The organism is Primorskyibacter flagellatus (assembly GCF_900176485.1).
GTDB classification, from domain to species: Bacteria; Pseudomonadota; Alphaproteobacteria; order Rhodobacterales; family Rhodobacteraceae; genus Primorskyibacter; species Primorskyibacter flagellatus.
In genome coordinates this window covers 39,157-59,879 of record NZ_FWYD01000012.1, presented here as the reverse complement: position 1 = coordinate 59,879, position 20,723 = coordinate 39,157, and the positions used below count along the sequence as shown (strand labels likewise).

General features: G+C 58.0%; 23 protein-coding genes and 1 pseudogene. 13 read left to right on the top strand and 11 right to left on the bottom strand.

Annotated features, from left to right (window positions below; translation table 11 throughout):
* Positions 1-8: 8 nt before the first annotated feature.
* Entirely contained in the window at positions 9-1,031 is a 1,023-nt protein-coding gene (locus B8991_RS14080; protein WP_084353632.1) for an alpha/beta fold hydrolase, read from the top strand.
* A 28-nt stretch (positions 1,032-1,059) separates the two neighbouring features.
* Complete coding sequence (locus B8991_RS21140) at positions 1,060-1,242, top strand: hypothetical protein (RefSeq protein ID WP_143514607.1); 183 nt, start codon at positions 1,060-1,062, stop codon at positions 1,240-1,242.
* A 310-nt stretch (positions 1,243-1,552) separates the two neighbouring features.
* Here the strand turns inward: B8991_RS21140 and B8991_RS22325 are convergent, their stop codons facing one another.
* The 3 genes from B8991_RS22325 to fmdA form a co-directional block, all read right to left on the bottom strand.
* Positions 1,553-1,855, bottom strand: coding sequence for an FmdB family zinc ribbon protein (locus B8991_RS22325; RefSeq protein WP_084353631.1), 303 nt, complete (start codon positions 1,853-1,855; stop codon positions 1,553-1,555).
* A 58-nt stretch (positions 1,856-1,913) separates the two neighbouring features.
* Positions 1,914-2,423, bottom strand: a complete 510-nt coding sequence (locus tag B8991_RS14070; RefSeq protein ID WP_084353630.1) for an AmiS/UreI family transporter — start codon at positions 2,421-2,423, stop codon at positions 1,914-1,916.
* A 75-nt stretch (positions 2,424-2,498) separates the two neighbouring features.
* The gene (gene fmdA / locus B8991_RS14065) at positions 2,499-3,725 is read right to left on the bottom strand and encodes a formamidase (RefSeq protein WP_084353629.1); all 1,227 of its coding nucleotides are present in this window, start codon (positions 3,723-3,725) and stop codon (positions 2,499-2,501) included.
* 349 nt (positions 3,726-4,074) lie between these two features.
* On the opposite strand from fmdA, the gene B8991_RS14060 reads away from it, so the two are divergent.
* Complete coding sequence (locus B8991_RS14060; RefSeq protein WP_084353628.1) at positions 4,075-4,809, top strand: winged helix-turn-helix domain-containing protein; 735 nt, start codon at positions 4,075-4,077, stop codon at positions 4,807-4,809.
* On the opposite strand, the gene B8991_RS14055 is transcribed toward B8991_RS14060, so the two are convergent.
* From B8991_RS14055 to B8991_RS14025, 7 genes are all read right to left on the bottom strand, one after another.
* A complete protein-coding gene (locus B8991_RS14055; RefSeq protein WP_179141501.1) occupies positions 4,779-5,918 on the bottom strand; it encodes a sensor histidine kinase in 1,140 nt (379 codons plus the stop codon). The genes B8991_RS14060 and B8991_RS14055 overlap by 31 nt on opposite strands.
* A 20-nt stretch (positions 5,919-5,938) precedes the next feature.
* Positions 5,939-8,335: an ATP-binding protein gene (locus B8991_RS14050; RefSeq protein ID WP_218673228.1), complete on the bottom strand. Its 2,397-nt coding sequence runs from the start codon at positions 8,333-8,335 to the stop codon at positions 5,939-5,941.
* Positions 8,336-8,759: 424 nt separating this feature from the next.
* Positions 8,760-8,930, bottom strand: coding sequence for a hypothetical protein (locus B8991_RS21510; RefSeq protein WP_179141500.1), 171 nt, complete (start codon positions 8,928-8,930; stop codon positions 8,760-8,762).
* 394 nt (positions 8,931-9,324) lie between these two features.
* Positions 9,325-10,218, bottom strand: a complete 894-nt coding sequence (locus B8991_RS14040) for an SdiA-regulated domain-containing protein (RefSeq protein ID WP_084353624.1) — start codon at positions 10,216-10,218, stop codon at positions 9,325-9,327.
* A gap of 9 nt (positions 10,219-10,227) precedes the next feature.
* Positions 10,228-10,584, bottom strand: coding sequence for a hypothetical protein (locus B8991_RS14035; protein ID WP_084353623.1), 357 nt, complete (start codon positions 10,582-10,584; stop codon positions 10,228-10,230).
* Entirely contained in the window at positions 10,575-10,892 is a 318-nt protein-coding gene (locus B8991_RS14030; protein ID WP_084353622.1) for a hypothetical protein, read from the bottom strand. The genes B8991_RS14035 and B8991_RS14030 overlap by 10 nt, the downstream gene beginning before the upstream one ends.
* A gap of 553 nt (positions 10,893-11,445) precedes the next feature.
* Positions 11,446-11,748, bottom strand: a complete 303-nt coding sequence (locus tag B8991_RS14025; protein ID WP_084353621.1) for a hypothetical protein — start codon at positions 11,746-11,748, stop codon at positions 11,446-11,448.
* A gap of 701 nt (positions 11,749-12,449) precedes the next feature.
* Between B8991_RS14025 and B8991_RS22390 the strand changes: the two are divergent.
* The 9 genes and pseudogenes from B8991_RS22390 to B8991_RS13985 form a co-directional block, all read left to right on the top strand.
* Positions 12,450-12,527: pseudogene (locus B8991_RS22390) on the top strand (DUF6927 domain-containing protein); the annotation flags it as partial.
* A gap of 65 nt (positions 12,528-12,592) precedes the next feature.
* A complete protein-coding gene (locus B8991_RS14020; RefSeq protein WP_084353620.1) occupies positions 12,593-12,817 on the top strand; it encodes an AbrB/MazE/SpoVT family DNA-binding domain-containing protein in 225 nt (74 codons plus the stop codon).
* Positions 12,814-13,188, top strand: coding sequence for a type II toxin-antitoxin system death-on-curing family toxin (locus tag B8991_RS14015; protein ID WP_084353619.1), 375 nt, complete (start codon positions 12,814-12,816; stop codon positions 13,186-13,188). The genes B8991_RS14020 and B8991_RS14015 overlap by 4 nt, the downstream gene beginning before the upstream one ends.
* Before the next feature lie 207 nt (positions 13,189-13,395).
* On the top strand, positions 13,396-13,674 hold the full coding sequence (locus B8991_RS21130) for a hypothetical protein (RefSeq protein WP_143514606.1): 279 nt from the start codon (positions 13,396-13,398) through the stop codon (positions 13,672-13,674).
* Between the two features lie 149 nt (positions 13,675-13,823).
* Positions 13,824-14,804, top strand: coding sequence for a LacI family DNA-binding transcriptional regulator (locus B8991_RS14010; protein ID WP_084353618.1), 981 nt, complete (start codon positions 13,824-13,826; stop codon positions 14,802-14,804).
* 110 nt (positions 14,805-14,914) lie between these two features.
* Positions 14,915-15,883 carry a TAXI family TRAP transporter solute-binding subunit gene (locus B8991_RS14005; RefSeq protein ID WP_084353617.1) on the top strand — a complete coding sequence of 323 codons (969 nt, stop codon included), beginning with the start codon at positions 14,915-14,917 and terminating at the stop codon, positions 15,881-15,883.
* Positions 15,884-15,911: 28 nt separating this feature from the next.
* The gene (locus B8991_RS14000; RefSeq protein WP_235866633.1) at positions 15,912-17,861 is read left to right on the top strand and encodes a TRAP transporter permease; all 1,950 of its coding nucleotides are present in this window, start codon (positions 15,912-15,914) and stop codon (positions 17,859-17,861) included.
* A 100-nt stretch (positions 17,862-17,961) separates the two neighbouring features.
* Positions 17,962-19,194: a histidinol dehydrogenase gene (locus tag B8991_RS22240; RefSeq protein WP_328588509.1), complete on the top strand. Its 1,233-nt coding sequence runs from the start codon at positions 17,962-17,964 to the stop codon at positions 19,192-19,194.
* Positions 19,191-20,159: an NAD(P)-dependent oxidoreductase gene (locus B8991_RS13985; RefSeq protein WP_084353616.1), complete on the top strand. Its 969-nt coding sequence runs from the start codon at positions 19,191-19,193 to the stop codon at positions 20,157-20,159. Before B8991_RS22240 ends, B8991_RS13985 begins: the two co-directional genes overlap by 4 nt.
* Here the strand turns inward: B8991_RS13985 and B8991_RS21505 are convergent.
* Positions 20,156-20,299 (bottom strand): hypothetical protein, encoded by a 144-nt coding sequence (locus B8991_RS21505; protein ID WP_179141499.1) that lies wholly within the window; start codon positions 20,297-20,299, stop codon positions 20,156-20,158. The genes B8991_RS13985 and B8991_RS21505 overlap by 4 nt on opposite strands.
* Here B8991_RS21505 and B8991_RS13980 point away from each other — a divergent pair.
* Positions 20,298-20,666, top strand: coding sequence for an RraA family protein (locus B8991_RS13980; protein WP_084353615.1), 369 nt, complete (start codon positions 20,298-20,300; stop codon positions 20,664-20,666). The two genes, B8991_RS21505 and B8991_RS13980, sit on opposite strands and share 2 nt — an antisense overlap.
* The last annotated feature ends 57 nt before the right edge of the window (positions 20,667-20,723 follow it).

The window sequence follows — 20,723 nt, the reverse complement described above, 5'->3', positions numbered from 1 at the left end:
AGGGCCCGATGAACACCCATCAGACATTTTGTGTGACCGATTTCGCGCTGGAATGCGGCACCGTCCTGCCCGAGGCAGTGTTGGCCTACGAAACGATGGGTACACTGGACCCGGATGGCCGTAATGCCGTGATCTATTGCAGCCATTTCGGGGCCACACATGAGCAGTGCAAGTTTCTAATCGGCGCAGGGGCCCCACTGGACCCGGCGCGCCACTTCATCGTGCTGACCAATCTCTCCGGCAACGGACTAAGCTCCTCGCCCGACAACACACCAGCTCCGTTCAGCGGACCAAACTTTCCCTTGATGACGATCCGGGACAATGTGCGTCTGCAACGGGCCTTGGCGGATCACCTGGGAATCAAGCATGTGGCGCTTGTTCTGGGACACTCCATGGGTGCGCTTCAAACCTTCGAGTGGGCGTCATCCTACCCGGATTTCGTGGCGGCCGCGCTGCCTTACTGCGGGGCTGCGCGTGTTTCGGATCACAACAAGGCCTTTCTGGAAGGAATGGTGGCAATCCTCGCCTGCGATCCGGCGTTTCGCAGGGGCTATTATACCAACCCGCCTACCATGGGGCTGAAGGCAGTCGGCCGGGCTTGGTCGGCTTGGGCACCGACTCATGGTTTCTATCGGATGCGGGCTTGGGAACAGCTGGGATTTGAAAGCCTCTCGGCCTTTCTTGTTGATTATTGGGAAAAAACCTTCGCCGGGTTCGATGCCAATAACATGCTATCCCAGGTCCGCACGTGGCTGGCGGCGGATATTGGCACCCATCCTGATCACGCGGGTTTCGAAGCAGCCTTGGCCAGTATTACGGCGCGAACCGTGGTGATGCCCGGCGCGACGGATGCGTATTTTCCCAAGGAAGACGCAGCATTTGAAGTGTCGCAAATGCCAAACGCCGAATGCCGTCCAATCCCGTCGGATTGGGGGCACTGGGCTGGATCGGGGCGCAATCCTAAGGATAATGATTTTTTAGGCGCGGCTGTGCGCGAGTTACTGAACGACTGCCGGCTGGTGCCGGTATGATCGGCATCTGAAGCGTGGCGAAGCTGGCTTGGAGGATAAATCCCCCAAGCCAAAGCACGTCTGGAATCGTATTCCTGATGAGGTGCGTCGCAAGGTGGTCAAACTGGCGCTGAAGGAAAAGGGGCTGTCGCTGAGAGCGACAGTTCCTTTTTTCCAATCGCTCGTCGCCTCCGGGTCGTTGCATCCAAAAAATCCGGGATTGTTGCGTTAAGTTCCGGCTTCAGCACATGATCAGGCCTTTGATAAAGAATTGTCCGATGCCAGCATCAAAGAGCCCGTTCAAACGTCACCGCTTTCCAACGGAAGTCATTCTGCAAGTTGTTCGCTGGTACTGTCGGTTCGCGTTGTTCTATCACGATGTGAAGGATCTGCTCGAGGAGCGCGGTGTCCATGTGGATGACGCAACGATCTATGGGTGGGTACGCAAGTTCGGCCCTGAGATCGCCAAACGCTCATTCAAGCACAAGTCTTGCCTCAGCCGAACGTGGCACCTGGACGAAACCGGCCGCAGGCCACTCTGTTCAGTGGCCAATCATCCACTTGTATCTCGTCGGTCTTTCTTTGGGCTTTCCGATCTTGCACATCGGGCACCCGCATCCCGCCAGGTGCTTCTTGTTGACGACCCGCGGCTCGCTCCCGCTTTTTTCCGAACGCGACATGTACCCGCGCAGTGTCGAGTTCATTAGGTTTAGTCCAGGCAACGCCACCTGTCGGGGGCTCGGACTGGAACAGACAGGACAGCTTATCTTATTTGAGGCATCGACAATCGTACTCCAAGTGTCAAATGATCCACAATCGGTGCAAGTATACGTATAGATCGGCATCTTTTTCCTCACTTCTGACTGGAGGTGGTTTCGTGTTGTAAAAAGTGACGTGCAGGCGTCACAGCAGTCCGTCCAGGATCAGAAAGCCCGGGATCCAGCCGCTCACGATGCCCGTAAGCAGTGTCATGGCGGCGGTCGCTTTCAGGATAGGGCGCTTCATGGCAAGCAACAGAAAATACATGAACCAGAGAACGGCCCACAGTGCCCAGTTCACTCCCATCCATATATCCAGCGTAGTTTGCGCCGTCGTCAGTGCCTTAAGCGAGGCAGGCACGATCGTGATCGAAACAAACAGGCTAAACCAGCCCAACCCCCGCCCGTCCACGGCAACAAGCCGGTTGTAAGCCACCCAGAAATAAGTCGTCGCGAACAGCAACGTGAGCGATCCGGCGCGGATTGATCCAGCATCGGCATCGCTGCCGAACACCAAGACAAGCGCGACCAGAAGCGCTGCGGTGCCTGATACCACGTTGATAACAACAATTTCACGATCCTCGATCTTACCTGCCAGCCAAAGACTGTTCAGAACCAGAACAACCCCTACATACAGCAATAGGAATCCAAGCATTCCCCATTCCTCCCTTTTTCGGTTAAGCGGCCGAGCCTCTGACCCGGCCGCGTGTTTTTTTAGGGATTGAGCGTGCTAGCTGGTCTTGGCCACGTCGGCCCCGGAAACCTGTTTTGTCGGTCCGGTTGAATTGGGGTTGATGTCGAAATCAAATATCGCAGTCGGAATTGCGAGTGTGGCACAGACGTTTGGAATGTCGACGATCCCGGCGATGCGGCCCTCTACCGGGGCCGTACCCAGTATCATGTAGGCTTGCTCACCCGAATATCCGAATTTCTTCAGATATTCTATAGCGTTAAGGCAGGCACGACGATAGGCGACATGAGCATCAAGATAGTACTGCTCGCCGGTATGCTCATCGACCGAAATCCCTTCGAAGATCAGGTAGTCGTCAAAATGCGGATCAATTGGGCTGGGTTTGAAGATCGGGTTGATGACATTGTATTTGGCCATACCTCCTTTGATCACGTCGACGCTGATATCGATCCATCCGGCCATCTCGATTGCGCCGCAGAAGGTGATTTCACCGTCCCCCTGTGAAAAGTGAATGTCACCCATCGAAAGCCCGGCACCTTTGACGTACACGGGGAAATAGACTTTCGATCCACGCGACAGGTTCTTGATGTCACAGTTTCCGCCGTGCTCGCGTGGCGGAACAGTGCGCCATGCCTCGGCGGCAGCGGTACTGGAAGCGTCACCTTTCATCTGTCCCATGAGCGCAGTGTCCGAATAGGGTAGCGCGGCCAACGGTGGAACCCGATCGGGGTCGGTCGATACCAGTTCGGTTTCGCGCCTATTGGCTTCGTCCAGCAACTTGCGATCAGGCAGACAACCGATCAGTCCCGGATGGATGATGCCGGGGTAACGAACGCCGGGAATGTGCCGCGAAGTGGTGTAGATGCCTTGAAAATCCCAACAGGATTTGCTTGCGTTGGGATAATGTTCGGTCAGAAAGCCGCCGCCGTTTTCCTTGGCAAACAACCCGTTGAAGCCCCACTCAGAATCCGGTTTTGCCCCCAGGTCCAGAATATTTACAACCAGCAGATCACCTGGCTCCGCGCCTTCAACCCCGAACGGACCACTCAGATAATGGACTCGGGTCAGGTCAACGTCGCGGATATCGTTGGCGCTGTCATTGTTGCCGATTTGCCCGCCGGTCCAGTCATGGCATTCAACACGCACAGTTTCATTGGGCTTCAACATCTCTACGAACGGTATATCTGGATGCCAACGATTGTGGGTCTTGATATCGTGATCTTCCGGCGCCTTGTTGAGGTCAACTTCAAATACTGTTCTTGGCATGTTGTTTCTCCCTGAGTGCTACGGGATGACAAAATCGCACCCCGCGGTTGCGGATCCGGCGCAAGTTCAAAAGGTTGCACGGATGGGAAAGTTCTTAACAACGTCGCGTAATTGCACTGTGTCCGACGTGCGCAGTATTGTAAACTTTTGTAACCGAAGGCGCTGTGCGCTTGCAAAGCGACAAAGCCTTGCCCGACCATATTTTTAATAACTTTCAGTGGCTTAATACTCGAATATTGTGATCGTCTGTTGCAGAAGATCACGCGAGACCAGTTGTAATGACAATTTGAAAGTCCCCGCGCTGTCTTCGTAGTCGACTTGGCGGAAAGAATTGGCATACCCTTGGCTCATGGCAAACGGATACAAACCAAACAAGGTTTTGGTCGTCGATGATGACCGCGGTATCTGTACCTTTCTCAAACGGTTTTTGGGTGAGGAAGGGTTTGTCGTGAAGACGGCCCATGAAGGGCGCAAGATGCGGCGCGCACTGGCAGATGATGCTTTCAATCTGATCCTGCTCGACTTGGGATTCCCGGAGGGGGAAGACGGCGTGACTCTGGCAAGACGGCTGCGGGGCCAATATGACTACCCGCTGATTATTCTGTCGGGCAAAGACACAACAATCGACAAGGTCGTCTGTCTGGAATTAGGAGCAGATGATTATGTCACCAAGCCATTCGAGCCGCGCGAGTTGCTGGCGAGGATGCGTACCGTGATGCGGCGATATTCAAGACAGATGGAGCACGCTTCCAACCCTGAACAACATATGGAGATGCTCAGCTTTGCCGGCTGGAAACTGGATCTTGAACGGTATGATCTGCTGGCAGCGACTGGTGAACGGATACGGCTGACCAGCCGCGAATTCGACGTTCTGCGTGCGCTTGCACAACGGCGGGGGCGGGTTCTGACCCGTGAACAGATACTGGACATCGTCGCAAACCGTTCCTGGTCACCCTATGACCGCAGCATTGACGTTTTGATTGGCAAGATCCGCCGCAAACTGGGCGACACCGCCGACGACGCGCAACTTATCAAAACCGTGCGTGGTATTGGTTATATGTTTGCCCCGTCAGGGCCGATCTGAAATCTGCCAGGCAGCAGGAGCGTCATTGTCGTACCCTGTCCCAGTGTACTGTCAATTTCCATCCAGCCACCATGGGTCCGCACAAAGTTGTCCACCATCGTCAATCCAAGGCCGTTACCATCACCGCGCTTCTTTGTCGTGAAAAGCGGGTCAAACGCCCGAGTCCGCACATGGTCTGACATGCCTGTGCCTGTATCTATCACCGAAATTGCAACAAATTCACCGATAATCGGTCGCGTTTGTTCGGTCGCAGACACCGGGCCGACATGATGGTTTCGTGCCTTGATCGTGATCGTCCCCCCAGTAGCCATGGCGTCTCGGGCGTTCAGTGCAAGGTTCAGCAAGCTAGTTTCCAACAGCCCGCGCGAAAAAACGAGCATGTAGAGTTGATCCGGCAAGTCAAGACGGACGCTCCATTCTTTACCCAAAGTTCTACGCAGCATCATTGCGAAGTCAGGCAACATCGCTGCGAGATCAACCACCTGATCTTCGTCTTCCGGTCGCGATCCGAAATTCAATAGTCTGGATGTCAGTTCACTACCGGTATGCGTCGCACCGATTGCTTCGGTAACCAGTTCCGTGACTGCCGGCTGCGCCGTGCCAATCCGCTCTTCCAGCAATCTCAGATTGCTCAGAAGGACTGCAAGAATGTTGTTGAAATCATGGGCTATGCCACTTGCCAATTGACCGAGTGCTTCCATTTGCTGCTTTTGGCGCAGTCTTACGTCGTTCAGCTTTTGCGCGTCCAGAAGTTGAATCCGTTCAACACACCGGTCCAATGTGGACAGCATGTCTTCGCTGTGAAACGGTTTGGAAAGATAATCGTAAGCTCCGGCCTGCAAAGCCTGAACCGCAGTTTCTACCGAAACGAAAGCCGTGATCATCAGGCACATCAGGTCGGGATTGATCCGGCGCAGTTCGCGGACCACATCCAACCCGTCATTGCCCGAGCCAAGACGAATATCGACAAGAGCGACAGCTACGGGGTGTTGCTGGACGATCTTCTTAGCGGAGGCCATACTGTCGGCGCGTAGAACGCTATAATTCTCTAGCGCCAACAATCTACCAAGGCTTTCCGAGAAATCGATGTCGTCATCGACGATCAGCACGATCCGGCGCGGACCTGCCGTCATTTTTTAAGTGTCCCTACCAGCGGCAGACGACACCGTATCGTGGTTCCGACACCAAGTTTGCTGACGACGCTCACCTTTCCATCCATATGCTCGACGATGCGTCTGACCAGGGGCATACCCAGTCCGACGCCGAAAGCCTTGGTACTGAATAGTGGCTCGAATATCCGCAGCTGGATGTCGTCTGTCATCCCCACTCCTTTATCAGTCACGTCCAGAACAACCTCGCCATCATCAACGTACGTTGAGACAGTGATCGAAGCATCCTCCCTGCCCAGGTCAGTGGCTTGTAACGCGTTATTCAGGATATTCACGAAAGCCTGTCTCAACCGCTCGCTGTCTGCAAGAATTGTGCCCTCCGACCGGAGGTCAAGGACAAGCCGCTCGCGCATGGCAGGGTCTATGTCCCCCAGTGTCCGCGTTACCCAACCATCCAGTTCGATTTCCGCCGCATGGAAGGAATAATTGCGCGAGAAGTCCAGCAGGTCATCTATGATTTTGACGCATCGCCAGGCATTGCGTTGCAATCGGTCCAATTCAGTCAGAGTTTCGGTCTCTTTCCCGGTCACCGAGCGGCGCAGCACATCGGCGGAGTTAACCAAAGTCCCCAATGGATTTCTCAATTCGTGACTGACAGTCGCTGTCACCTCCCCGATGGCGGCCAGCCGTTCATTTGCGGCCAGATCTTTTTGCGCCTTCGCGAGTTTCTCCATAGAGGTCAACAAGTCTCGTTCTGCCAGTTCGCGGCTTTCGTGCGAGAGCACGATCCACCAAGTCCCGACCGCCAGCAGAGGCAGCAAGGCCAAGAAGACACCAATCAGGATAAAACCACTGTTCAGGGGTGTGGTTTCAGGATGCGGCTCGATCAGGCGATAGGTGATCAAAATCGCGGCTGCGACCACCACCGTCAGGGCAAGAAAAACGCCTGCGGCCTTGACCAGTCGTTTGACCGTATTGGGGGCAATCTTGTTTCTCAACCTACCGAATCGAAGCCGAGAACCCGTATCCCCTGCGGCTTGGGGTGCTTTGCAAATATCGTGACAGTGGGATTCCAGGCTGCAACACAGCGAACAGATCGGGCGTTGATAAAACGGACAATGCGCCATGTCAGGGCGTTCATACGCGAACCCGCATAATTCGCATTGGATGGTTGCCTGCTCATGTCCGGGCAACGTTACGGACGGGCGCGCAATATAGTAACGTCCGCGTGTTGCGATGCCGATCACGACTGCCGTGACCAACGCAATAACAAACGCCAAAGGTGCGGCATAGGCCTGAGCCAGCTCACCAAAAAAACCCGCGAAAACGACAAAAGAGACCAACGAAGCCAATGCCATCGCGCCACATCCGACCGGGTTGAAATCGGGCAAATACGCTCGTTTGAATTCGGTGAACGAGGGGCTGACCCCCAGCGGTTTCAAAATCGCCAGATCGGCAAATATCGCCCCTACCCATGCTGCCGCGATGACCGAGTAGATCGCCAACACCACGTCGAGTGTGTCAAAAACCCCCAACATCATCAGCAAGAGCGAAATCATAATATTGAACAATAGCCAGACAACGCGTCCTGGATGGTACAATGTCACCCGCGAAAAAAAGTTGGACCAAGCCAGTGACCCAGCATAGGCATTGGTGACATTGATCTTGATTTGCGAAATGATGACAAAGACCGTTGCCGCCACAAGCACGATCCCCGGATCAGCGCTGACATATTCATAAGCCTGAAGGTACATGTGGACGGGCTCCAGTGCGGTTGTCCTGGGCAGCCCCACCGAAATGACCAACACCGCAAGAAAACTGCCGAACAGAATCTTCAGCCCGCCGACCAGAATCCAGCCAGGGCCTGCAAAGATTACCGCCATCCACCAACTGACCCGGTTCTTTTCGTTCTTGTCGGGCAGGAATCGAAGGTAGTCCACCTGTTCACCGATCTGGATGGAAAGGGCGAACAAGATCCCCAACGCACTACCGAACGACAACAGATTGAAGTGATCTCCGCCGGCCTGCGCCCCCACAAATCCGGTCCAACGCTGAATGGTTTCCGGATCCTCGTAGAGAATATAGGCAAACGGCAGCAACTGCATCGCAACCCATATTGGTTGGCTGATCAACTGAACGCGGTTGATCATCGTAACACCCATGAAAGTGATCGGGATGATGACGATCGACGAGATAAGATAGCCAAGAACGAGCGGAATACCTGCGAGAAGCAGCAGGGCCTGAGCCATGATCGCGCCTTCGAGCGCAAAGAAGATGAAGGTGAAAGTGGCGTAGACAAGCGAGGTAATTGTCGAGCCGACATACCCGAACCCTGCGCCTCTGGTCAGCAGGTCCATGTCGATATTGTAACGACTGGAATAATAGGCAATCGGAAAGCTGGAGATGAAAATGAACACAATCGCCAGTAAGATGGCAGGAAACGCGTTCGCAAAACCATAGCTCAGCGTAATCGCGCCACCGATGGCTTCAAGCGCTAGAAATGAAATTCCGCCAAGGGCGGTGTTGGCTATGACAGAGGGTGACCATTTTCGGAAGGAACGCGCCGCATATCGAAGCGAGTAATCTTCGAGTGTTTCATTGGCGATCCAAGAGTGATACGATCTAAGCAGTGGGGGATGAACGTTATTCAGAGCAAAATTCCACTTCGACGACGTATGCGTAACGTTCTTTATAACACTGCTATTTTATAAGGTAATCCCCACACCGCGCGGGCCGCAGAGGTGGAGTCTACAGCATAGGGTGCAGAACGCCGTCACCATATTTTCCTGTTAGATACTGCCAACTTGTTTTCGGGGTGACCTGCCCCCGAGGCTCCCTCATTCATAACGAGAGTCTGCGGGTCTGGTTTTCATATTTGTCGTCTTTGTTTTGGGCAAGCGCGCCGGGCACGGCGTTGGCCACCATGCGGATCAAGGGCGACATGAATTTTACCGATCTCGGGCCAGTTAGCTCGAAGGCGGTGCCGAGGTCGATGAGCGGGTCAAGGACCATTCGACTACCCGTCGGATACCCTTTCCCGAAGATGTCTCGGGTTTGCGTCTGATCAACAGGGACACCGCGGAGGTTTTCATCCTTTCCAGTCAGGAGGAGCGGGGCGGTTCAAGTACCAGCGCTATCTGCGCTTGATCGCGTCCATCGAAGAAAGCGTGGGGTGCCTTCTCGACTGGCTAGACAAGCTGTTCATGTACGAAGAATCGTTTCTTATCCGCTATCCGCGCCAAGCACGGTCAGCGACGACATCGTATGCAACGTCGATTTCGCCCCGACCTTTCTGGATTTCGCGGGAGAGGGCCGAGATCTACGACGAACTGGTCATATAACATTTTCTGCCCGGGCGCGGACGCATTGTGGAAAGTCGGGGCTCAGGTCAAATGACCTGGAAACTTCAGTCGATTTCGTATGTCAGCAGTCGAGAATTCCGGTCATCGTCTGTTACGACGAAGATCGTCTCACCGTCGACGCTCACCGCCACGCCCTCCGCATTCGGCACCCGGCGCAGCTTTCCCGAGTTCTCATACATCAACGCCCAGCCCCTGGCTTGCATGGTGTCGAAGTCGAAGAAATAAATCGTCTTTCCCGTGTCGCTGGTAATCCACAGACCTTCTCGCCGACTGTCCCAGGCCAGTCCCGACCCATCCAGATGATCGTCGTCCGCCTGATCGGACGTGAACCCCGTCGAACCGGTCAAATGCACGATCCGCCGTACTTCATCTAGGTCAGGCCCGATTTCGATCAACAGCCTCGGCCCACGCTCCTTGACCATGAATACCGCCCCGGTATCTGGGTTCACGGTGATGCCTTCGAGACCGTCATTGACGTCCTCAGGGGAAAAATGCGACGCAAGGCCACTTGCCCCATCCATCGCCAGAACGGGGTGTCGCGTCAGACGCCCATCGTCTGAAACTGCCAGAATCTCGCTGGTATCTTCGCGCACAGCAAGGATGCGCTCTCTCGCCAAATCGAGCGCCACCCCCTCCATGCCGCTCTCTGCATCCAGCGAAGACCGGATGTGCAGGTTTCCTTTCGCATCCAGGCTGAAAAGCCGTGCGGTGTCGTCGCTCACCGCCCAGAACCCGCCGTCCCGGGCAAGACTGAGCCCCGAAACCTCGGTGAAATTATTGCTGCGATCTGCTATTTTTCTGGCGTCGGCAAAACGCAGGACCATTGTTTCCCGACTGTCAGCCGCATTAACGACAACAGTTGCGGCCCACAAAAACACCGCCAATATCCCCATCGTGACAAGCGCAAAGACACGTCGCCTGACCAGGGTGCTGATCATCTTTCTGCTTCAGTCAACATGCCAGTCAGCAATCCCGCATTTGTCGTTCTGCATCTGCAACATCTCGCGTTCGAGCGCCGAACGGCGAAACCCGCGGGGGCCGGTGACGACGTAATTCACGATGGGTTTGAACTTTATCTTGCTCATTGCAACGGTCCTGAACCCGCGTTCCGACAGTCTTTCACGCAGCGCCAGCATGGCGTCCAGAATTGCGCTCTCGTCGGAGAACCGCACTTCCAACTCGAAATTTGCCGGGCCGCCAAACACATATATCACGACCCATGCACTGGCCGTCGCGATCAACGCCACGACCGGCAGATCCAACCCAACGCATAGTCCGACCAGCGTCGCCAGGATCAGGCGCATCGTATCAGCCGAACCATCACGGACTTGAAACGCAATAATCCCCCAAGGCCAAAGAGCACGAACCCGATTAGATACCCATGATGCATGATCAGGAATCCGACGATCATGCCGATGAGAGCATAAACAAACAAATCCCGCGGTGCGTCAAAATCTGCTCTGGTCCGACGTGTGGCAAGATTTACCGGATGAAATGCGATTCCAGCGGCCAATACCGTCGTTTCGACCAGCGCGAGCGCGAATTCCAGAAGTTCGTCGGGATTGCGCAACTGGTCCCAACCCCGACCCCTCACCTCGATTTCGGGAAGCATCGCTCCCGTTGCATCCAAGGCCTGGGCATGAGCGGAACCGACCGCAGCGACCAGCGCTCCCGAAGCCAGGACCGCTATTATGCCCCGTGAGGAACGCAAACACTCTGGCACGGTGTAGTCATCCTTTATCAGAGATATCCGGCGGGCATCACATCCCCGCTCGCGAGAATTGTCAAATCACACCGAACGCCGGTAGCTGACCAAGCAAGTCGGCAGGTTTCCACATGAACGATCTCAAGCTGCCCTAACCAGCCTGGGCATTCGCGACATGCCGAAGCCAGCCCGGTTTTGCCGAAACAAGCGTTCTGCATCTGCTGCATATTGTATCAGGATCGGTCAACCACCGATCCGGCGTGGGCTCAACGCGGCGCTGTTCGGTTCGCTCTAACCGATGAACCACGAGGCCAAGGAACTTCAAGGATCCCTCATTTGGAAAAAACACTCCGGACGCCCGCACAATCAGTTATTTGCAGGTGCCGATACGTGCCCCATGCAGATGTCGCGTGGACAAGGGCGACCAGAGTTAAAACTCGTCATGCCATGGATTGATTTCTCAGCAATCCGACGTTGGCAGCATCGTCACCGACGAATATCTGCCGTCCGACGTGACAATCCGGGCGCAGGCGCCGGTCGAGGGATTGAGCCAATAGGTGGTCAGACCTTCTGTCCTGGCCGGCTGATAGCCGAGATTCTGGATACCCAGTTCAGATTGTCCGGCGCGCGCGCCTTCGAAGGAACTGAGGTCATTCACGCTTCCAACAGCAGGCTGCCCTGCGGATGACCCGGTGTCTTCCACGCAGCCAACCAACGCCACTGCCGCAGCAATGCCTACAGCTACCTTTAAGAGATGTTTCATAAAAATCTTCCCTCTTTTGGTATTGTGTTAGCCTTCGCCTTGAAAGTCGAGAGCCGTGATGTTTCCGGCTCCGTCAGCTCGGCAAACCCATGGCGCGCCGTTTGCGTTGCTTAGGAAAACGGCAGTTCCCTCGCTCGAACCAGTGGAGTCGGTGACTGTGATGGCGCTTGCGGAAACCTGAGACTGTGCTGCCAGACGCGCGATACAAGATTGCTCAACCTGCGCAAGAGTTGCACGACCGGGCGCAACGCCTGCCGAAGAACCCGTGTCTTCGACACAGCCGGCAAGAGAGACAAATGCAGTTGCAGTCGCGAAAACCATTACTCTTCGTTTCGTGATGTCTGTCCTTCTTGGTTTGGTTTTAGGGGCGTTAGCCTCGGTCGATTTGCGCCCATAACTATTTTTTTTAACGGACCTTACCAAGTTGTCCAGTCGAAGATTCCGGTCACGGCGGACTTTGTTGCATATGCTGCCTGTCAAGGCGCACTGGCGCAATGGTTGACCTTTCAATGATTCCGGCCGGCTCCCTATCGGCCGATCACGGCGCATGGACTAGACTTACATCAAAGTGACAAGCGAGCGGGTTTACCTCTACCGCGCCGCCTATCACACCAAAGTCGCGCTTCCCAGCATACATGGAGCTTACGGTCTTCGACTTTACGTCCAGTGAGATCAACGAAGCGATAGTGCGGTAACTCCACCGCTGCCGAGACTGGTCGGCGATCCCGGACTATAAGGAAGACGACAAGAGCAAGCTCGCGGCACCCGTGACGTTGAGCTTCGCCTTTGCTTGACAAATAACGCCGCTTTCGTATATACATTTGTATAACCCATGAGGCCTCCCATGATAGAATCCAAGATCCGCAAAGTCGGCAATTCCGCTGTCGTGACTCTTAGCACAGAGATGCTTGCCCTGCTTGATGCCAAGGAGGGCGATACGCTCTATGCGGTACGCACGGATGATGGCGGGCTGAAACTGATGACGGAAAATCCTGAATTGCAGGCAGCGCTCGCGGCAGCCGAAGATGTCATGGATGAAAACCGTGATCTGCTCCAGGCGCTTGCATGAGCAAATGGGTCTGGGTGCCATTGCCCGCATTGCATGTTATTCATGACCGCCAGATCTCGCGTCATGGTGGCGCGCCCGGCACCCGCGATCCTACGCTTCTGGAAGCGGCCTGCGATCGCCCAAAAAACGCAGCGGGTTATGGAGGCCCGGATGCCTATGCACTGGCCGCGGCCTATGCGTTTGGCATCGCCAAAGCCCATGCCTTCGTTGACGGTAACAAACGCACAGCTTTTGTGGCCGCGTTCACGTTCCTGCGGCTCAATGGCATTGCAGTCCGGCCTGATCCGGAGATTGGTGTCCGGATGATGGAAGATCTGGCATCGGATCATGCGAGCGAAGATGACTTTGCGACTTGGCTGCGCACCCTTTGAATAAATTGGCATACAGGATGATGGGTGCGTCTAAGACGTCTTGGGCCCTCATCCTTCCGCCGGATCCCGGACAGTCGGTTGAACCCGGCCGTTGTTGGTCGGTCTTCGCCTATTTTCCTACCAACCGTTCAAGCCTCCATTGCATCCTAAAAGTGGAAAAGGGGCTTTCTAAGCTGTGAGGCCCGTAATCTGATTTGGAGGGAGCCGATGGCCGAACACCGCCGGAATCCCACGCACGAAATCCCATCAAAAAATCACCTTCACCAAGCGCTGGCGCATGGGTTACGACATGATGCAAGCCGCTGCGGTGATGCAGGTCGTGCGGGGCGCTTAGCCAAAACAGCTATCCTCAGCGCCGGTACCGACGACTACGCAAGGGTTGCAATGTTGTGCGCCTTCGAGAAGAAATATCGTCTGCTTGGTGCGGTTGATCACAACGCGCAACGGCGTGCGGAAAACAGAGGCCCAATGACACCAGAATCCTGAAATTAACGGCACAAAGTTCCGCCAAACGCCTCGCGTCCCAGATTAAGGGCAACGCGACAGCGGGACATGGTGTATCTGGCAAAAATCCGCACCGCGTTCGCAGGTGAAAATATTTCACAGCCATCCGAAATCAGGTTACTGATGGAAGCATGAAAAAGATCACTGCCAAAGATGTGGCCGCACGGGCCGGGGTGTCGGTTTCGGCAGTGTCGCGGGCCTATCGGGCGGATGCCTCGATTACCGAGGCCAAGCGCAAGGCGATCTTTGCCGCCGCAGGCGAGCTGGGCTTTGTCAGCAGCGTCGACAAGGTGCTCTCGCAACAATCGACCAATACCATCGCGCTGGTGGTCAGCGAACTGCATAATCCGTTCTACCCCGGCACGGTGGACGAGTTGGTGCGGCAATTGCCCGAGCGCGGGCTGCGCGCCATCGTGCACGTGGTCTCGTCCGCCGATGAGGTCGACACGATCATGCGACAGGTGCTGGATTTTCGCACCGAAGGCGTAATTCTGGCAAGCTCGACGATGACCTCGCAGCTGGCGCGCTCGTGCCGAGCGAATGGCATGCCGGCGGTGCTGCTCAACCGCGTGCAGTTCGACAGCCACATGATGGCGGTCTGTTGCGACAACTACGGCGGAGCCCGGCAGATCGCGAAGCGGTTTTTAGCCCAAGGGCGGCAACGGGTCGCCTTTGTCGGTGGGCGGCGTGATACTTCGACCCATCTTGAGCGGATGCGCGGCTTTCGTGACCACCTTGAAGAGGCCGGCACGGCCATTGTCGAACAATACGATGGCGGTTTCGACTACCAGCAGGCGTTTCGCGTCGGGCAGGAGCTTCTGGCCCGGCGGCCGCTGCCGGACGCGGTGTTTTGTGCCAATGACATCATGGCCATCGCGCTGCTTGACGCGGCGCGGATAAAACGGGTCTCGGTGCCGGAGGATATCGCCGTGATCGGCTTTGACGACATACCCATGGCCTCATGGGAGGCCTACCGGCTGACCACCGTGCGCCAGCCGCTGAGGCGGATGCTGCGGCAGGCGGTCGACATCCTCACCAGCACCGAGGCGACGCTCGCAACGGGGGATATCCGGGTGCTTCAGGGGGCGATGCAGGAACGCGAAAGCGGCTGATGAAAAAATTTCATGAAGCCTGGCAGGCCTTGCACTGACGCTGGATTTTATGGCTCCTCCGCTGACAGACGCCTGATTGTTGGGCGATTCCTGTGCAAGGGAGGTTTGACATGAAATTCACTACACTGATCTCGTCAACAGCGATCACGATGGCCGGGCTGACCGCCAGCCTGCCGGCGGCCGCGGAAACCCGGCTCGCCTTTGGCGCGACCAATTCGCAAAGCGCGCATTACGCATATTTCGCCTCGCTGGCGAAGATCGTGAACAACGCCTATCCCGATGGCTACCAGGCCTCGGTGGTGGAAACCGGTGCCACGGTCGACAACCTCAAACGGATGGCCCGTGACCAACTTGACATCGGACTGATCACCACCTCGACGCTTTATCACGCCTATAACGGCGTCAAATCCTTCGATGGCCGGCCGGTTGAGTCGAAGCTGCTCTGGGCCTATTCGCTGGCACCGCAGAACGTCGTGGTGCGCCGCGATTCCGGGATCACCGAGCTTGCAGCGCTGGATGGTCAGAAGTTCGGCCCCGGAATGCGCGGCTCGTCAACCGAGGCGACCACGCTTGAAGTCTTCGATCTGCTAGAGATCACGCCGGACTGGGTGCGCGGGACCAACGGCGAACAAGCCAATGCAATCAAGGATGACCGGTCCGAGGGCTTTGTCAAAAGCGCGGTTGGCACCTCCTTTGACGCGCTGACCACCGATATCGCAGCCTTCACGCCGTTGCAGGTGCTGGGTGTCGACGACGCGCAAGAAGCCAAGATCCGTGAAACCCTGCCGGAACTATCGATCGTCGAGATGCCGGGCGGTGATATGGAAAACTCTGGCTCCTATACCGTCTGGGGCTTCATGATCGGCGTCTCTGCACGCCCGGGCATGGATGATCAGACCGCCTATGACATCACCCGCGCGGTGATGGAAAACATGGCCGAGCAGGAGGCGGCATTTCCGGCGGTCAAGGGCAACAACCTGCCGGAGCTGACACTGCAATATGCCACCAGCCCGCTGCATCCCGGCGCTATCCGCTACTACGAGGAAATCGGCCTGACCGTGCCGGACCACCTCAAGTAACGCGACCGACCGATGCGGGCGGGGTGGCGTGCCGCTGCCCCGTCTGGACCGTCCTCTGCCCAAAGGTGCCGAGATGCCCAAACTCCCGTCTTTAACCAAGCTCCGTCAGGTGAGCATTGCCGGGCTCGCCGTGCTGCTCGGCGCCTTCGTGTTCTACACCTCGTTCAACGGCCCGTTCGAGTCGCTGGTGCAGCGGTCTCTCTTCGTGATGACCATCGTCGCGCTCGCGGTGCTGATGAACCCGCTGTTCGAGGGTAGCCGCTGGCGGCCGCTCGGCATGGCAATCGATGCCGCGATCGTCGCCATGGTGACGGTCTCGGGGGTCTATATCATCGGCAATTACGAAACCATCATGACGGATCTGCCCTGGGCCACGACCCGCGACATGGTGATGGGGTTCGGCACGCTGGTCTGCGTGCTGGAGCTGGCGCGACGGACCTCGAACTGGGTGTTTCCGCTGATCGTGCTGAGCGCGGTGGGCTATGCCTTCTTCGGCTACCTGATCCCCGGGCAATTCGGCCACCGCGGCTTTGACGCTGGTTATCTGACCGAGATCATCTTCCTGTCGGACCGCGGTTTGTGGGGGATGCTGGTCAATGTGGCCTCGACGACGCTGGCGGCCTTCGTGCTCTTCGGCGCGATCCTGCTGCACACCGGCGCGGGCGAGACCTTCTTTGACCTCTCGGCCCGTCTTGGCGGGGCACGGCCCGGCGGCGCGGCCAAGATCGCGACATTTGCCTCGGGCTTCTTCGGCGCTATCAACGGCTCGACCGTAGCCAATGTGGCAACCACCGGAAATTTCACCATTCCGTTGATGAAGCGGCTGAAATACCCGCCCGCTTACGCCGGCGCGGTGGAGGCCATTGCCTCGACCGGGGGGCAGCTGGCACCACCGATCATGGGCACTGCCGCCTTTGTCATGGCAGAACTGGTCGGCGTAAACTACTGGTCGATTGCGCTGGCCGGCGTGGTACCTGCGTTGCTCTTCTATCTTGGAATTTATGCCACAGTGCATGTGATCGCCCGCCGCCAGAGTTTTCGCGCGGTCAGCGCCGAGGACCTGCCGGACTGGCGCGGGGCGATGAGCTTTACCCGGCTGGCTCCGATCGCGGCAGCACTGGGGGGGCTAGGATTTGGCGTCATCAATGGCAATTCTGTCGAACTGACGGCGTGCTACGGCATGATCGCCATGCTGGTGGCGGTGCTGGTGGCGCGGATCGCTGCCGGTGAGGACCCGCGCGCCGTCTTTGGCATCATCCTGCGCGCGCTGGAGGCGGGCGGAAAGGGCGTTGTCATCGTCGGTATCCTGCTGGTCGGCGCACAGGTCTTCGTGGCGATGATCAACTTGACTGGCTTCGGCGTGGCGGTCACCTCGGCAGTTCTGGCCATCGGACAGGGGCAGATCTGGCTGATTGCCGGTCTGATGGCAGTGGTCTGCCTGATCGCCGGCATGGGGCTGCCGACCTCGGCGGCGTATGTGATGGTCGCTGCGGTCTTTGCCCCGGCGCTGATCCAGCAGGGCATCGACCCGCTGGTGGTGCATATGTTCGTGCTCTACTACGCCGCACTCTCGGTGATCACGCCGCCGGTCTGCCTCGGGGTGTTCGTCGCCGCCACCATTGCCCAGGCACCCTGGATGAAGGTTGCGATGGAGACCCTGCGGCTCGGAGCCACGGCCTATGCTCTGCCGATGCTGTTCCTTGCCTATCCCGGCATGCTGGGCGGCGGCGGGGCCGAGGACATTGCCCGTGCAGTGCTATCAGGCGCGGTATTTGCCCTCGGTGTCGCGCATCTGCTGGGCGGTGCCCGGCTGCCCTGGGGCGGGCTTTCACGGCTTCTCTGGGCGGTTCCTGTGGTCTTGGCGCTGATGCCGCCCTGGTGGGCGACGCTTACCGCAGCGCTGGTCTTCGGTGGGCTGGTGGTGCTGTCGCGGCAGGCGATAGGGGCGCACCAAGCCCGCAGCTCGCAAGCAGCCTGACCGTGCGAAGCCATAGGGTGGCCTTGTGACGCCAGAGTGCATCACGAGGCCACATCCCTGACACCTAATCTCTAGAAATCACACGAGGGGCGTTTCCGACATGACCATCACCTATCTCAAGCGCGGCGACGCAGCGGTGCGCGAGCTGGCGGTGAAATTCGACGGCTACGACCGTGAAAACTATCGCCTGTCGTTGACGGAAATCGAGGCGATTATCGCCAAGGTCTCGCCTTGCGATCTGGCCGATATCAAATTCGCACAGGAGCAGGTCAGAACCTTTGCCCAGGCGCAGCGCGATTCCATGTTGGATATCGAGGTCGAAACCCTGCCTGGCGTCATCTTGGGTCACAAGAACATTCCCGTCCAATCGGTGGGCTGCTATGTTCCCGGCGGCAAGTTCCCGATGGTGGCATCGGCGCATATGTCCGTGGCGACGGCCAAGGTGGCGGGTGTGCCGCGCATCGTCGCCTGCACCCCGCCGTTCAACGGCGAACCGAACCCCGGAGTAATCGCCGCGATGCATCTCGGCGGCGCTGATCACCGGCACTTCGCTGCTGATCGAGGGCGGCTGGACGGCGGATTGAGCCGGCCGCGAGACAGACATTCAATTGGAGGAGAACGCATGACTGACACTGCACTTCCCGACGACTTGCTGGCACTTTTGCGCAAGCTCGACACGCCCACGGTTTGCAATGCCATCGAAGTGGCGCAGGGCAAACGTGGCTTCAACCGCTTTACGCGCGGCACCATGCAGCATTCCAAACCCGGCGATCCGGCGACCGTGGGTTTCGCCCGCACCGCGCGGATCTCCGGGCTGGCACCGCCCACCGAGGCGCCCGAGGTGATCCGCGCGCGACGGATGGACTATTTCCGCGCCATGGCAGGGGGCGAGGGTCCGACGGCTGCGGTCGTCGAGGATGTCGATTACCCCAATTGCATCGCCGGTTGGTGGGGCGAGGTGCATGTGGCGGTACACAAGGGGTTGGGGCTGGCCGGCGCGGTCACCAACGGCGTGCTGCGCGATCTCGACGTGATCGATGACGGATTTCCTGTGCTGGCCGGATCGATCGGGCCAAGCCATGGCTATGTGCATGTGGTCGATATCGGCAAAGAGGTCAGCATAATGGGGATGCGGGTGGCCCAGGGTGAGCTGATACACGCCGACCGGCACGGCGCGGTGGTGATCCCGGAAGAGGTGATCCCGGATCTCAAGCAGGCGATCGAGACGGTGATCGCCAGCGAGAGCATCGTGCTCGGCCCGGCGCGGGAGCCCGGTTTCGACATTGACCGGCTGGAGGAGGTCTGGGCGCAGTTCGAGGCGGCCCGGACATGAGCGGCGGTGCGCGGCCGAGCCTTCTGGTGACGCGACGTTTACCGGCACCGGTCGAGGCGCGGCTGGACAAGGCCTATGACGCCACCTTCAACCCGGATGATCGGCCGCTCTCGCCCGAGGCGCTGGCGGCGGCGTTCTGCAAACATGACGCCGTGATGCCGACGGTCAGTGACAGGATCACGGCCGAGATGCTTCAGGCCGAAGGGCGGAGGGTGCAGATCGTTGCCAATGTGGGTGTCGGGTATTCCAACATCGATGTGGACGCGGCGACGCAGGCGGGTGTTGTGGTGTCGAACACGCCGAATGTGCTCACCGATGCCACCGCCGATCTCGCGCTGCTGCTCATTCTGGCGGCCACCCGGCGGACCTATGCGGCGGAAAAGCGACTGCGTGAGGGGCGTTGGGACGGGTTTTCCATTGTCGGGGGCCTCGGTCGCAGCATCCAGGGCAAGGTGCTCGGGATCATCGGCATGGGCCGGATCGGCCGCGCCACCGCCGCGCGGGCGGCAGCAGGGTTCGGGATGGAGATCGTCTATTACAACCGCTCGGAGATCGGCGATCTGCCCTTCACAGCGCAGAGGCTCGAGAGCATCGGCGCGGTGATGGCGGCGGCGGATGTGGTGTCGATCCATGTGCCCGGCGGCGGTGCGGCACCCTTGGTGACGGCGGATCACATCGGGCTAATGAAGCCCGAGGCCTACCTGATCAACACCGCGCGGGGCGACAGTCTCGACCAGGCGGCGCTGGTCGCGGCGCTGGCCGAGGGGCGGATTGCCGGGGCCGGGCTCGACGTCTTTGCCAATGAGCCGGAGGTGCCAGAGGCGCTGCGGGCGTTGGAGAACGTGACACTGCTGCCGCATCTCGGATCGGCGACCCGCGAGGTGCGTGAAGCCATGGGGCACCTCGCCGCCGACAATCTCGACGCGTTCTTTATGGGCACGGCGTTGCCCAGCCGCGTGGTCTAGGTGGACGCGAAGACATGTCGCGCGGGGTTCATTTCGAGCGTCTCTGCCGGGCCGGGCAGGGGCGCACCAGCAAGACATGGTTCTCTTTGCTGGGTAAAGGCATGGTGGGCGGGGTGACGCTTGGCACTGTAGCTTTCCATGACGCTGTCCCCGGTGATCCGCGCGCCGGAGGCGCAGACCAATGGCATTGTCCGCGACATGACCGATTTGCCTGACAGATTTCCCATACTGGCTGGCGGGATCGACCCTAGTCACGGTTTCGTCCATGTGCGAGAGATAGATCAGCCAGTCGAAGTTTTCGGTATGCCGGTGGCGCAGGGAGTTTTTGTCCACGCTGACAGGCATGGTGCCACGGTTATTCCGCAGACGGTTTTGCCGCCGCTCCATGACGGTTTGAAAACGCTCATTGGCAGCGAAAGCACTATGCCCGAGCCAGTTCAGGCAGGCTCCGCCGACTTCGCGGAATTTGCGCGGCTTTCGACCGCCTTCGAGGATGCGCTGACCTGACCCGCGCATCGCGCAGTCAATGCCCGTTGCAACCGACGGGCGACATCTTTTGGGGAT

Coding starts and splice junctions, on each gene's coding strand:
- B8991_RS14030 (WP_084353622.1), bottom strand. CDS start 10,892: ATGCTTCCCGAAATCGAGGTGAGGGGTCGGGGTTGGGACCAGTTGCGC.
- B8991_RS14070 (WP_084353630.1), bottom strand. CDS start 2,423: ATGCTTGGATTCCTATTGCTGTATGTAGGGGTTGTTCTGGTTCTGAAC.
- B8991_RS21130 (WP_143514606.1), top strand. CDS start 13,396: ATGGCCGAACACCGCCGGAATCCCACGCACGAAATCCCATCAAAAAAT.
- B8991_RS14040 (WP_084353624.1), bottom strand. CDS start 10,218: ATGATCAGCACCCTGGTCAGGCGACGTGTCTTTGCGCTTGTCACGATG.
- B8991_RS13980 (WP_084353615.1), top strand. CDS start 20,298: ATGACGCTGTCCCCGGTGATCCGCGCGCCGGAGGCGCAGACCAATGGC.
- B8991_RS21510 (WP_179141500.1), bottom strand. CDS start 8,930: ATGGTCCTTGACCCGCTCATCGACCTCGGCACCGCCTTCGAGCTAACT.
- B8991_RS21505 (WP_179141499.1), bottom strand. CDS start 20,299: ATGGAAAGCTACAGTGCCAAGCGTCACCCCGCCCACCATGCCTTTACC.
- B8991_RS14080 (WP_084353632.1), top strand. CDS start 9: ATGAACACCCATCAGACATTTTGTGTGACCGATTTCGCGCTGGAATGC.
- B8991_RS14010 (WP_084353618.1), top strand. CDS start 13,824: ATGAAAAAGATCACTGCCAAAGATGTGGCCGCACGGGCCGGGGTGTCG.
- fmdA (WP_084353629.1), bottom strand. CDS start 3,725: ATGCCAAGAACAGTATTTGAAGTTGACCTCAACAAGGCGCCGGAAGAT.
- B8991_RS13985 (WP_084353616.1), top strand. CDS start 19,191: ATGAGCGGCGGTGCGCGGCCGAGCCTTCTGGTGACGCGACGTTTACCG.
- B8991_RS14015 (WP_084353619.1), top strand. CDS start 12,814: ATGAGCAAATGGGTCTGGGTGCCATTGCCCGCATTGCATGTTATTCAT.
- B8991_RS14035 (WP_084353623.1), bottom strand. CDS start 10,584: ATGCGCCTGATCCTGGCGACGCTGGTCGGACTATGCGTTGGGTTGGAT.
- B8991_RS22325 (WP_084353631.1), bottom strand. CDS start 1,855: ATGCCGATCTATACGTATACTTGCACCGATTGTGGATCATTTGACACT.
- B8991_RS14025 (WP_084353621.1), bottom strand. CDS start 11,748: ATGAAACATCTCTTAAAGGTAGCTGTAGGCATTGCTGCGGCAGTGGCG.
- B8991_RS22240 (WP_328588509.1), top strand. CDS start 17,962: ATGACCATCACCTATCTCAAGCGCGGCGACGCAGCGGTGCGCGAGCTG.
- B8991_RS14060 (WP_084353628.1), top strand. CDS start 4,075: ATGGCAAACGGATACAAACCAAACAAGGTTTTGGTCGTCGATGATGAC.
- B8991_RS14005 (WP_084353617.1), top strand. CDS start 14,915: ATGAAATTCACTACACTGATCTCGTCAACAGCGATCACGATGGCCGGG.
- B8991_RS14020 (WP_084353620.1), top strand. CDS start 12,593: ATGATAGAATCCAAGATCCGCAAAGTCGGCAATTCCGCTGTCGTGACT.